The 13,080-nt window shown below is 52.8% G+C and carries 10 protein-coding genes; 9 read left to right on the forward strand and 1 reads right to left on the reverse strand.

From position 1 onward, the window contains the following. Positions 1-33 precede the first annotated feature (33 nt). Positions 34-1,251 carry a pyridoxal phosphate-dependent aminotransferase gene (locus tag ACFQW4_RS12960; protein ID WP_008105154.1) on the reverse strand — a complete coding sequence of 406 codons (1,218 nt, stop codon included), beginning with the start codon at positions 1,249-1,251 and terminating at the stop codon, positions 34-36. Positions 1,252-2,217: 966 nt separating this feature from the next. On the opposite strand from ACFQW4_RS12960, the gene lrhA reads away from it, so the two are divergent. The 9 genes from lrhA (at position 2,218) to nuoI (ending at position 13,072) form a co-directional block, all read left to right on the forward strand. Beyond that, entirely contained in the window at positions 2,218-3,141 is a 924-nt protein-coding gene (lrhA, locus tag ACFQW4_RS12965) for a transcriptional regulator LrhA (RefSeq protein WP_021509211.1), read from the forward strand. 660 nt (positions 3,142-3,801) lie between these two features. After that, positions 3,802-4,245: an NADH-quinone oxidoreductase subunit A gene (locus tag ACFQW4_RS12970; RefSeq protein ID WP_007889316.1), complete on the forward strand. Its 444-nt coding sequence runs from the start codon at positions 3,802-3,804 to the stop codon at positions 4,243-4,245. Positions 4,246-4,260: 15 nt separating this feature from the next. Continuing rightward, the gene (locus ACFQW4_RS12975) at positions 4,261-4,941 is read left to right on the forward strand and encodes an NADH-quinone oxidoreductase subunit B family protein (protein WP_008105151.1); all 681 of its coding nucleotides are present in this window, start codon (positions 4,261-4,263) and stop codon (positions 4,939-4,941) included. 116 nt (positions 4,942-5,057) lie between these two features. Then, a complete protein-coding gene (gene nuoC / locus ACFQW4_RS12980) occupies positions 5,058-6,857 on the forward strand; it encodes an NADH-quinone oxidoreductase subunit C/D (protein ID WP_008105149.1) in 1,800 nt (599 codons plus the stop codon). Positions 6,858-6,859: 2 nt separating this feature from the next. After that, a complete protein-coding gene (nuoE, locus tag ACFQW4_RS12985) occupies positions 6,860-7,375 on the forward strand; it encodes an NADH-quinone oxidoreductase subunit NuoE (protein ID WP_101763655.1) in 516 nt (171 codons plus the stop codon). 2 nt (positions 7,376-7,377) lie between these two features. Further along, the gene (gene nuoF, locus ACFQW4_RS12990) at positions 7,378-8,718 is read left to right on the forward strand and encodes an NADH-quinone oxidoreductase subunit NuoF (RefSeq protein WP_280172902.1); all 1,341 of its coding nucleotides are present in this window, start codon (positions 7,378-7,380) and stop codon (positions 8,716-8,718) included. Between the two features lie 102 nt (positions 8,719-8,820). Further along, positions 8,821-11,544 carry an NADH-quinone oxidoreductase subunit NuoG gene (gene nuoG, locus ACFQW4_RS12995; protein ID WP_377725686.1) on the forward strand — a complete coding sequence of 908 codons (2,724 nt, stop codon included), beginning with the start codon at positions 8,821-8,823 and terminating at the stop codon, positions 11,542-11,544. Beyond that, complete coding sequence (nuoH, locus tag ACFQW4_RS13000) at positions 11,541-12,518, forward strand: NADH-quinone oxidoreductase subunit NuoH (RefSeq protein WP_008105140.1); 978 nt, start codon at positions 11,541-11,543, stop codon at positions 12,516-12,518. The genes nuoG and nuoH overlap by 4 nt, the downstream gene beginning before the upstream one ends. 11 nt (positions 12,519-12,529) lie before the next feature. Next, positions 12,530-13,072 carry an NADH-quinone oxidoreductase subunit NuoI gene (gene nuoI / locus ACFQW4_RS13005; protein WP_007889332.1) on the forward strand — a complete coding sequence of 181 codons (543 nt, stop codon included), beginning with the start codon at positions 12,530-12,532 and terminating at the stop codon, positions 13,070-13,072. Positions 13,073-13,080 lie beyond the last annotated feature (8 nt).

Here is a 13,080-nt window from a genome sequence, read left to right on the forward strand (position 1 = left end):
TCCCCGAAATGCGAACAGTATACGCGTCACAATTTACTGGCGATACCCTTGTAAGAAACGACCAAACTTGCTGACGGCCATTTCCAAATCGTCCACGCGCGGCAGCGTAACGATGCGTACGTGATCCGGCCACGGCCAGTTGAACGCGGTGCCCTGAACCAGCAGCACTTTTTCCTGCAACAGGAAATCCAGCACCATCTTCTGATCGTCGAAGATGTTGAATTTCTTGGCGTCAATACGCGGGAACATATAGAGCGCACCTTGCGGCTTCACACAGCTGACGCCAGGAATATCATTAATTAATTCCCACGCACGCTGGCGCTGTTCATACAAACGTCCGCCGGGCGCGATAAATTCACTAATGCTTTGATAACCACCCAATGCGGTCTGAATCGCGTGTTGTGCAGGAACGTTGGCACACAGGCGCATCGACGCCAGCATCTCCAGACCTTCAATGTAACCTTTAGCGTGTTTCTTCGGACCATTCAAAACCATCCAGCCCTGACGGAAACCCGCCACGCGATAGGTTTTGGACAAGCCGTTGAAGGTCACCGTCAGCAGATCGGGTGCCAGCGCAGCAATCGAATGATGTTGTGCTTCGTCGTAGAGAATCTTGTCGTAGATTTCATCGGCGAAAATAATCAGATTGTGCTGGCGCGCAATTTCAACAATCTCAAGCAACAACTCTTTGCTGTAAACCGCGCCGGTCGGGTTATTCGGGTTAATGATGACAATGCCACGCGTGCGCGGGGTGATCTTGCTGCGAATATCATCCAGGTCAGGGAACCAACCTGCTGATTCATCACACAAATAATGCACCGCTTTACCGCTTGACAGCGAAACGGCAGCGGTCCACAGCGGATAATCCGGCGCAGGCACCAGCATTTCATCACCGCTGTTGAGCAATGCCTGCATCGCTTGCACAATCAGTTCGGATACGCCGTTACCAATATAGATGTCTTCGACAGTGACATCGCGCATGTCACGCGCCTGGTAATGCTGCATGATCGCTTTACGCGCCGAATACAGCCCCTTTGAATCGCAATAACCCTGCGAGCTCGGCAGATTGCGAATGACATCGACCAGAATTTCATCAGGTGCTTCGAAACCAAACGGGGCAGGGTTGCCGATGTTCAGCTTGAGAACTTTGTTGCCTTCTTCTTCGAGACGTTTAGCTTCTTTCAGTACCGGGCCACGGATGTCATAACAGACATTTTCCAGCTTGCCGGATTTATCAATTTGAAAATTCATTGTTACCGCCTTTATGGGCAGAGTCCTTTAACCTGCCACCAAAAATCAAACTCGCCCAATTTACTCTTCTCACCTTAACAAAAGAAGGGCAGCGCTTGGTTTTGGCGTGTTTGCCATTTTTTCCCCTTTCACGTGGCGTAAAAGTCATTGGAAATCGATTAATCTGGTTCATTAGTCCACAAATGTGAAGAATGTTAATATTAAACGCTGGTAAGGTGTGCCTGACGTGTAAATGCCTTCTTCCATCGACATCCGAGACTATTCAGAAATTTTTCAGTCAAAACTGGCTTAAAAAAACATTAGCGACCAGACGAAATAGTTAAATGAATCTTGTTGGATGGCGGAAAATTGTCTGGTAATGATTAAGCACTGTTTGGCGTCACAAAATAGAGTTCATTCTCATACACTTTCTATTGGCAGGATTAAGCACCATCATCAGCTGCAACTCAGTGTAAAACACGCGTAAAATAGCATTTGCGCTGTATCTTTAACGTAAGTGTTTGAGATTCAGAACCTGGAGGGGTTAAAAAAAGAGCAGCATTATGGCAGGATGTGTGCGAAAAGACTTTTGGTCAAAAATTGCGATGTTTTGAACAAAAACATTTCCATTTATAGCGTAAAAATGATTAAGTATAATTTATTATTTGATGCACTTTATCGCTTCGCATCTACATAACATGATGTTATTTCTTTTAACCCGCAGGGACTTTGTGCGGGAGACATAGACAACTACGCAGCTTCCAGCACCTGTACGACTTACGTTTTCGGCCCAGAAGTTCTGCTGTCTATAATGACGACGCTGCTCTGATCTCAGAGTGGTGCGATCGTCGGCATCCGCCTGACAAATTTTTTCATGGCAGCTCCACACAGGGCTGTCATTAAGCACCATTGCCTCTTATCTCTTTGATAAGTCGGGTAATACACCAGGGTAGTAGTTTTAAAAAATCTTATAAGTGAAGAAAAAACATGACTAATGCAAATCGTCCGATACTGAATCTCGACCTCGATCTGCTGCGTACATTTGTTGCCGTTGCCGATCTGAACACTTTCGCAGCCGCCGCTGCCGCCGTGTGCAGAACGCAGTCCGCAGTGAGCCAGCAGATGCAACGTCTGGAACAATTGGTAGGTAAAGAGCTGTTTGCCAGACATGGACGTAATAAATTGCTGACGGAGCATGGCATTCAACTGCTGGGTTACGCCAGGAAAATCCTTCGTTTTAATGACGAAGCTTGCACCTCTTTAATGTACAGCAACATCCAGGGCGTTCTGACCATTGGCGCTTCAGATGATACCTCAGATACCATTCTGCCGTTCCTGCTTAACCGCGTAACGTCGGTCTATCCGAAGCTGGCCATTGATGTGCGTGTTAAGCGCAACCCGTTCATGATGGAAATGCTTAATCAAGGTGAAGTCGATCTGGTTGTGACCACGTCCAGCCCAGGAAACTTTACTTATCAGGTACTGCGTACTTCACCAACGTTGTGGTACTGCGCGGCAGATTATATCTTCCAGCGTGGAGAGGCCATTCCTTTGGTTCTGTTGGATGAGCCAAGCCCGTATCGTGATATGGCCATTGATCACCTCAACGAGGCTGGCATTCCGTGGCGCATCTCGTATGTTGCTTCAACGCTGGCTGCCGTCCGTGCAGCGGTTAAAGCCGGTTTGGGTGTGACAGCGCGTCCTGTTGAGATGATGAGTCCAGAACTGCGCGTGATGGGCGCGGCAGAAGGTTTGCCAGTATTGCCTGACACCCAGTATCTGCTGTGCCGTAATCCAGACAGCGATAACGAACTGGCGCTGGCGATCTTCAATGCCATGCAGTCCACCAACGATCCTTATAATCTGAGTGCTAATCCAGACGGTACCTTGTTACTGGATGATGAAGAGTAAGGGTTGCAGTTACTGGTAATTCCTCTCAATTGGAATACCGGTTAATTGTTAAAACCGATAAAAATGAGCCTTAGCTGGGTAATTATCCGCTAAGGCTTTTTTTATGCCTTTTAATACGTCGTTTTTAGAGCGATTTCCTGAAAAAGATTTCACTCGACAACTTAAAAATGAAATGTGTTCCATTTTTGCTCCACATGGAATGATTTTATCAATTCGTGCCAACTTTCCCAGGGCAATTGCCCGTCCACTCCGCTGTTTTTTGCAGCATAAAACCCAGTTATGTGCTTTAGATCAAAAAAATACCCCTGGTAAGGGGGGGGAATCTCGGGCGAGACCTGTCAAAATATGATTGTTAAATGCACGATCCACGCATGTGAATACCCGCTACACTAAAATTAACCTCACAAACTGAAGCGATTTAGCTGGCGCTCAGAGGGTTGAATGTTAATAATATGATGCAGCTGTAAAATAATGTTTGGATACTTTTGTCAAAGTTGACAAAAGGTTATAGAAAGGAGTAAAAACCCCTATAAAATTGCTGCTTTATTGCTAATGACAGCAAAATTTATAAGGTTTTTTACCCTTCCCTTGAATCGATGTGGTGTGTTTGCTGCAACAGCGCAGGATGCCATCACCACTTTTGATGAGTAAGCAAAGAGTATGTCGACAACTACAGAAGTGATCGCTCATCACTGGGCATTTATTGTTTTTATCGTTATCGCATTCGGCCTGTGTGCCTTTATGTTGACCGGTGGCTGGTTGTTAGGTGGTCGTGCGCGTGCGCGTCATAAGGACACTCCGTTCGAATCGGGTATTGAGTCGGTCGGTGACACTCATATTCGCCTCTCTGCAAAATTCTATCTGGTTGCGATGTTTTTCGTCATATTCGACGTCGAAGCCCTCTATTTATACGCATGGTCGACTTCCATTCGCGAAAGCGGTTGGGTCGGCTTTGTCGAAGCCGCAATTTTCATTTTGGTGCTCTTGGCAGGCCTGGTTTATCTGGTGCGCATCGGTGCGCTGGATTGGGCTCCTGCGCGTCGTCGCGTAGTGGTCAAATCTGTCCCGGTCAGTCACAGCCACACCAACCCTCATAAGCAGTAAAAGCGAGGCAATAAGATGGACTACACGCTGACACGCGTAGACCCGAACGGGGGCGGCGATAACGATCGTTATCCTCTGCAGAAACAGGAAACGGTTACCGATCCGCTGGAGCAACACGTTCACCGGAGCGTCTACATGGGCAAGCTCGAGCACGCCCTGCATGACATGGTGAACTGGGGTCGTAAAAACTCACTCTGGCCGTATAACTTCGGCCTTTCCTGTTGCTACGTGGAAATGACCACATCCTTCACCGCAGTGCATGACGTGGCACGTTTTGGCGCCGAAGTTATGCGCGCCTCGCCACGTCAGGCTGACTTCATGGTGATCGCCGGTACGCCATTTACCAAAATGGCGCCGGTTATTCAGCGTTTATATGACCAAATGCTAGAGCCGAAATGGGTGATTTCCATGGGCGCATGCGCTAACTCGGGTGGCATGTATGACATCTACTCGGTGGTGCAGGGCGTGGATAAATTCCTGCCGGTTGACGTGTACATTCCTGGCTGCCCGCCGCGTCCAGAAGCGTATATGCAGGCATTGCTGCTGCTACGCGAGTCGATTGGCAAAGAGCGTCGTCCGCTGTCTTGGGTGGTCGGTGATCAGGGTGTTTATCGCGCCAATATGCAGCCAGAGCGTGAAAGAAAGCGTGGCGAGCGTATTGCCGTCACCAACCTGAGATCGCCAGACGAAGTTTAAGCTTCCCGTACACGGATGGAGCCACGGCCACAGCAAAACATCACAATTTAATGTGCGCCGCCATCCTGACGCCTTCTTTTGAGCGCCTGATTACAGGCCGGAATGGTGAGTAACGTATGACTGATTTAACCACGCAAGATCTCGCTCAGCCTTCATGGCAAACCCGCGATCACCTGGATGACCCAGTGGTCGGCGAGCTGCGTAACCGTTTTGGGCCGGATGCCTTTACCGTTCAGGCTACCCGCACCGGGATTCCGGTAGTCTGGGTAAAGCGTGAACAGCTATTAGAAATCGTTGAATTCCTGCGCAAGCTGCCAAAGCCCTATGTCATGCTGTATGACTTACACGGTTTTGATGAGCGTTTACGCACTAACCGCGCCGGTTTGCCCGCCGCGGATTTTTCCGTTTTCTATCACCTGCTTTCAATTGAACGCAACCGCGACATCATGCTCAAGGTCGCTTTATCTGAAAACGATCTGAATGTGCCAACCATCACCAAAATTTTCGCTAACGCCAACTGGTATGAGCGCGAAACCTGGGAGATGTTTGGCATCACTTTCAATGGTCACCCGCACCTGACGCGCATCATGATGCCGCAGACGTGGGAAGGCCATCCGCTGCGTAAAGATTATCCGGCGCGCGCTACCGAGTTCGATCCCTTCGAGCTGACCAAGCAGAAAGAAGATCTGGAGATGGAGGCACTGACCTTCAAGCCTGAAGATTGGGGCATGAAGCGCAGCACCACCAATGAGGACTTCATGTTCCTCAACCTCGGTCCGAACCACCCCTCTGCGCACGGTGCTTTCCGCATCATTCTGCAGTTAGATGGTGAAGAAATCGTCGATTGCGTTCCCGATGTCGGCTACCACCATCGTGGCGCGGAGAAGATGGGCGAGCGCCAATCCTGGCACAGCTACATTCCGTACACCGACCGTATCGAGTACCTCGGCGGCTGCGTGAACGAAATGCCTTACGTGCTGGCGGTGGAAAAACTGGCGGGCATTACCGTGCCGGATCGCGTCAATGTGATCCGCGTGATGTTGTCTGAACTGTTCCGCATCAACAGCCATCTGCTCTATATCTCCACCTTTATTCAGGACGTCGGCGCGATGACGCCGGTGTTCTTCGCCTTTACCGATCGTCAGAAAATCTATGATGTGGTGGAAGCGATTACCGGTTTCCGTATGCACCCGGCGTGGTTCCGCATCGGCGGCGTCGCGCATGACCTGCCGAAAGGCTGGGAACGTCTGCTGCGCGACTTCCTCGACTGGATGCCGAAGCGTCTGAAAGAGTACGACAAAGCCGCACTGCGCAATACCGTGTTGATGGGCCGTTCGCAAGGTGTTGCGGCGTACAACATGGACGAAGCACTAGCGTGGGGCACCACCGGCGCAGGTCTGCGCGCCACTGGTTTAGATTTTGACGTGCGCAAATGGCGTCCATATTCAGGTTACGAAAACTTCGATTTCGAAATTCCGGTTGGCGCTGGCATCAGTGATGCGTACACCCGCGTGCAGCTGAAAATGGAAGAGATGTGGCAGTCACTGCGCATTCTGGAACAGTGCCTGAACAACATGCCTGAAGGCCCGTTCAAAGCGGACCATCCGCTGACAACGCCGCCGCCGAAAGAGCGCACGCTGCAGCACATTGAAACCCTGATCACTCACTTCCTGCAGGTTTCGTGGGGCCCAATCATGCCGGCCAACGAATCCTTCCAGATGATTGAGGCGACCAAAGGGATCAACAGTTACTACCTGACCAGCGATGGCAGCACCATGAGCTATCGCACCCGCGTGCGTACGCCGAGCTTCCCGCATCTGCAGCAGATCCCATCGGTGATCCGCGGCAGCCTGGTATCCGACTTGATCGTTTACCTCGGTAGTATCGATTTTGTTATGTCAGACGTGGACCGCTAATTATGCACGATCAAAAAATTGCTATTCACACCATCGACCCTACTGAGGTCTTCGTGCTGAGCGAGGCCGAGCACCACGCTATCGAGCACGAGAAACACCATTACGAAGATGCACGCGCCGCTTCGATCGAAGCGTTGAAGATCGTGCAGAAACAGCGTGGCTGGGTGCCGGACGGCGCGATTAACGCCATCGCAGATGTTCTGGGGATTCCAGCCAGTGATGTTGAAGGCGTAGCGACTTTCTATAGCCAAATCTATCGTACGCCGGTTGGCCGCCACGTTATTCGCTACTGTGACAGCGTGGTGTGCCACATCACGGGTTATCAGGGGATTCAGGATGCGCTGGAGCAAAATCTGAACATCAAGCCGGGCCAGACTACGGCGGATGGACGCTTTACGTTGCTGCCAACTTGCTGCCTGGGTAACTGCGATAAAGGGCCAACCATGATGGTGGATGAAGATACCCACGTTCATCTGACGCCTGAAGGCATCGCCAACTTGCTGGAGCAGTATCAATGACCATTAAACAGATCATTCGTACTGCCGAAACGCATCCACTGACCTGGCGTCTCCGTGACGACAAGCAGCCGATCTGGATCGATGAATATCGCAGTAAAAACGGTTATGTCGGCGCAGAAAAAGCGTTGAAAGATTTCAGCCAGGACGAAATCGTCTCGGCGGTAAAAGACTCCGGCCTGAAAGGCCGCGGTGGTGCAGGCTTTAACACCGGCCTGAAGTGGAGCCTGATGCCGAAAGACGAATCCATGAACATCCGTTACCTGCTGTGTAATGCCGATGAAATGGAGCCGGGCACTTACAAAGACCGCTTGCTGATGGAGCAACTGCCGCACCAACTGGTAGAAGGCATGCTGATCAGTGCGTTCGCGCTGAAAGCCTATCGTGGCTATATATTCTTACGTGGTGAGTACATCGAAGCGGCCGTTAATCTGCGTCGCGCGATTGCTGAAGCCACCGAAGCGGGCTATCTCGGCAAAAATATTCTTGGTACTGGTTTTGATTTCGAGCTGATCGTCCACACCGGCGCAGGTCGTTATATCTGCGGTGAAGAGACAGCACTGATTAACTCGCTGGAAGGACGTCGTGCGAACCCGCGCTCTAAGCCGCCATTCCCGGCCAGTGCCGGCGTGTGGGGCAAGCCGACCTGCGTGAACAACGTGGAAACGCTGTCGAACGTGCCTGCCATCTTCCTTAACGGCGTTGACTGGTACAAAAACATCTCTACCAGCGAAGACACCGGCACCAAAATGATGGGCTTTTCCGGCCGCGTGAAAAATCCTGGCGTCTGGGAATTGCCGTTCGGCACCACCGCACGTGAAATCCTTGAGGATTACGCCGGTGGCATGCGTGATGGCCTGAAATTCAAAGCCTGGCAGCCAGGCGGTGCAGGAACTGACTTCCTCACCGATCAGCACCTCGATCTGCCGATGGAATTTGCCAGTATTGGTAAAGCTGGCAGCCGTTTAGGTACTGCGCTGGCGATGGCGGTCGATCACGAAATCAACATGGTTTCACTGGTGCGTAACCTGGAAGAATTCTTTGCGCGCGAATCCTGTGGCTGGTGTACGCCGTGCCGTGATGGATTGCCATGGAGCGTGAAGATCCTGCGTGCGCTGGAGCAGAAGAAAGGTCAGCCGGGTGATATTGAAACCCTGCAGCAACTCTGCCGCCAGCTTGGCCCAGGTAAAACCTTCTGTGCCCACGCACCGGGCGCCGTCGAGCCATTGCAGAGCGCGATTAAATATTTCCGTGAAGAGTTTGAAGCTGGCATTGCGCCGCAGGTGTTTGGCAATACCCGAGCCATCGGCGGTATTCAGCCCAACCTGCTGAAAGCGCGCTGGTAATCAGCCGCCGTACACGGAATTCACCTCATGCCGACTGGCGTGGGGAAAGAATTAGATGTTTAACGCTCGTCTTAGGGCGAGCCTTACGGAAGCATGTTCACTATGGCTACAATCCATGTAGACGGTAAAGAATATGATGTGAACGGAGCGGACAACCTGCTACAGGCGTGTCTCTCTCTGGGCCTTGATATTCCTTATTTTTGCTGGCATCCGGCGCTGGGAAGCGTAGGGGCCTGCCGCCAGTGCGCGGTGAAGCAATTCCAGAATGCCGAAGATACCCGCGGTCGCCTTGTCATGTCCTGCATGACACCAGCGTCGGACGGCACCTTTATCTCCATCGACGATGGCGAAGCGAAAGAGTTTCGTGAAAGCGTGGTGGAATGGCTGATGACCAACCATCCGCACGACTGCCCGGTGTGCGAAGAGGGCGGTAACTGCCATCTGCAGGATATGACGGTAATGACCGGACACAGTTTCCGTCGTTATCGCTTCACTAAACGTACCCACCAGAATCAGGATCTCGGCCCGTTCATTTCGCATGAAATGAACCGCTGTATCGCCTGCTATCGCTGCGTGCGTTACTACAAAGATTATGCCGACGGCAAAGATCTTGGCGTTTATGGTGCTCACGACAACGTCTACTTTGGTCGTCCGGAAGATGGCACGCTGGAAAGCGAATTCTCCGGTAACCTGGTGGAAATCTGTCCGACCGGCGTATTCACCGATAAAACACACTCCGAACGCTATAACCGTAAATGGGATATGCAGTTCGCACCAAGCATCTGTCAGCAGTGCAGCGTGGGTTGTAACACCAGCCCGGGCGAGCGCTATGGCGAATTGCGTCGTATCGAAAACCGCTATAACGGCACCGTAAACCACTATTTCCTGTGCGATCGTGGTCGTTTCGGTTACGGCTACGTCAACCGCAAAGATCGTCCACGTCATCCGGTACAGCAACGCGGCAACGATTGGGTCAGCCTGAATGCTGAACAAGCGGTGAATGCGGCGGCGGATGTGTTGCGTCGGGCGAAAAAAGTCATTGGTATCGGTTCTCCGCGCGCCAGCATTGAAAGCAACTTCGCGTTGCGTGAGCTGGTTGGCGCAGAAAACTTCTCAACCGGTATGCCAGCCGGTGAGCAGGCTCGCGTTGAGCTGATGCTGAAAGTCCTGCAGGACGGCGGCATCTACACGCCATCACTGCGCGAAATTGAGAGCTACGATGCGGTGCTGGTGCTGGGTGAAGATTTGACTCAGGTTGGCGCGCGCGTGGCGTTGTCTGTACGTCAGGCAGTAAAAGGTAAAGCGCGTGAGATGGCTGCGGCACAGAAAGTGGCTGACTGGCAGATCGCGGCAATCCTTAACATCGGTCAGCATGCCAAACATCCGCTGTTCGTAACCAATGTCGACGAAACCCGCCTGGATGATATCGCTGCGTGGAGCTATCGCGCACCGGTGGAAGATCAGGCGCGTCTCGGCTTCGCGATTGCCAATGCGCTGGATGAAAGCGCGCCGGCAGTCAGCGGCTTTGACAGCAAACTGAACGGCAAAGTTGATGTGGTGGTTCAGGCGCTGGCAGGTGCGAAAAAACCGCTGATTATCTCCGGTACCCATTCCGGTAGCATCGCGATGATTGAAGCTGCTGCTAACGTGGCAAAAGCCCTGAAAGCGCGCGGTGCCGATGTCGGTATTACCTTCCTCGCGGGTGCGGCGAACAGCTTTGGCCTCGGCCTGATGGGCGGTCAATCGCTGGATAGCGCACTGGAACAGCTGAGTAAAGGCGAAGCCGATGCGCTGGTGGTGCTGGAAAACGATCTCTATCGTCATGCGCCGAAAGCCAACGTGGATGCGGCGCTCGATACCACCGCTAACGTGATTGTGGTCGATCATCAACGTACCGCAACGCTGGAAAAAGCCGGTTTGGTACTTTCAACCGCCAGCTTTGCGGAGAGCGATGGCACATCAATCAACCACGAAGGCCGCGCGCAGCGCTTTTTCCAGGTTTACGATCCCGCTTATTACGATGACAGCGTAGTGATGCTGGAGAGCTGGCGCTGGTTGCGTTCGCTGCACAGCGCGGTTGAGAGCCGTCACATCGACTGGACTCAGCTGGATCACGTGATTGATGCCACCGTTGCGGCGCTGCCACAGCTGAAAGGCATCAAGGATGCTGCGCCAGACGCCAGCTTCCGTATCCGCGGTCAAAAACTGGCACGTTCACCGCACCGCAACAGTGGCCGTACAGCGATGCGCGCCAATATCAGCGTGCATGAACCGCGTCAGCCGCAAGATAAAGACACCATGTTTGCCTTCTCGATGGAAGGGAACAACCAGCCCAGCGCGCCGCGTTCGCAGATTCCATTTGCCTGGGCGCCGGGCTGGAACTCACCGCAGGCATGGAACAAGTTCCAAGCTGAAGTGGGCGGCAAACTGCGTCATGGCGATCCGGGCGTGCGTCTGTTTGAAGCCAGCGATCGTTCATTGCCGTGGTTTACCGCGATTCCTGAAAGCTTCGTTGAAGGCAGCCAGTGGCGCGTCGCACCTTACTACCAGCTGTTTGGTAGCGAGGAGATGACACAGCGTTCAACCACCTTCCAGAAACGCATGTCCCCGGCCACGCTGGTGATTAACCCGGCTGATGCTGAGAAACTGGGCGTTAATAGCGGTTCTTCCGTGGAGCTGGTGTGTGCAGGCGAAACACTACGCTTGCCGGTACGTTTCTCTGCGTCGCTGCAAGCAGGGCAGGTTGGTTTACCGCTCGGTATGCCGGGCGTGCCGCCGTTCCTCTCAGGTACGCAAATTGACAAACTGCAGGAGGCCGCGCAATGAGTTGGCTGACACCGGACGTTATTGAAATCCTGATCAACATCGGCAAAGCGCTGGTCATCTTGTTGGTGGTTGTCGGTTGTGGTGCCTTCATGAGTTTCGCCGAGCGTCGTCTGCTCGGCCTATGGCAGAACCGTTATGGACCAAACCGTGTTGGCTGGGGCGGCTCGCTGCAGCTGGCTGCTGACATGATCAAAATGTTCTTTAAAGAGGACTGGGTTCCGCCGTTTACCGACCGCTTCATCTTTACGCTGGCACCGGTTATCGCCTTCGTATCGCTGCTGCTGGCTTTCGCCATTGTGCCAGTTTCGCCGACCTGGATGGTCACCGACCTGAACATCGGTCTGCTGTTCTTCCTGATGATGGCGGGTCTGGCGGTGTATGCAGTGCTGTTCGCTGGCTGGTCGAGTAACAACAAATACTCACTGTTGGGTGCGATGCGTGCATCGGCGCAGACGCTGAGCTACGAAGTGTTCCTTGGTCTGTCACTGATGGGCGTGGTGGCGCAAGCCGGCTCGTTCAATATGAATGCCATTGTCGAAAGCCAGGCGCATCTGTGGAACATCATTCCTCAGTTCTTCGGCTTCCTTACCTTCTGCATCGCGGGCGTAGCGGTATGTCACCGTCATCCGTTTGACCAACCAGAAGCGGAGCAGGAACTGGCGGACGGTTACCACATCGAATACGCCGGTATGAAGTTCGGCCTGTTCTTCGTCGGTGAATACGTGGCGATCACCACCGTTTCAGCGCTGATCGTGACGCTGTTCTTCGGTGGCTGGCACGGCCCGTTCCTGCCGCCATTCATCTGGTTCGCTCTGAAAACAGCGTTCTTTATGGTGATGTTTATCCTGATTCGTGCTGCGCTGCCGCGTCCACGCTATGACCAGGTGCTGTCGTTCGGCTGGAAAGTGTGTCTGCCGTTGACGCTGTTGAACCTGCTGGCGACCGCCGCAGTGATTCTGTACACCGCGCAGTAAGGGACATTGAGATGACTTTAAAAGATATTGTCGTTGGCTTCGGCACGACAGTGCGCAGTATCTGGATGATAGGCATGCATGCCTTCGCCAAGCGCGAAACCCAAATGTATCCGGAAGAACCGGTTTATCTGCCGCCGCGTTACCGTGGCCGTATCGTGCTGACGCGCGATCCGGACGGCGCAGAGCGTTGCGTTGCCTGTAACTTATGCGCGGTAGCTTGTCCTGTCGGCTGTATCTCACTGCAAAAAGCCGAGACGCAGGATGGACGTTGGTATCCGGAGTTTTTCCGCATCAACTTCTCACGCTGCATCTTCTGCGGCCTGTGTGAAGAGGCTTGCCCAACCACCGCGATTCAGCTGACACCCGATTTCGAACTGGGTGAGTTTAAGCGTCAGGATCTGGTGTATGAGAAAGAAGACTTGCTGATTTCCGGTCCGGGTAAATATCCGGAGTACAACTTCTATCGTATGGCTGGTATGGCGATCGACGGAAAAGAGAAGGGCGAAGCGGAAAACGAAGCCAAGCCGATCGACGTCAAAGGGTTGTTACCTTAAGGAGCCAG

Origin of the sequence: Pantoea sp. GCM10028869, assembly GCF_042666835.1 — a bacterium.
GTDB classification, from domain to species: domain Bacteria; phylum Pseudomonadota; class Gammaproteobacteria; order Enterobacterales; family Enterobacteriaceae; genus Pantoea; species Pantoea leporis.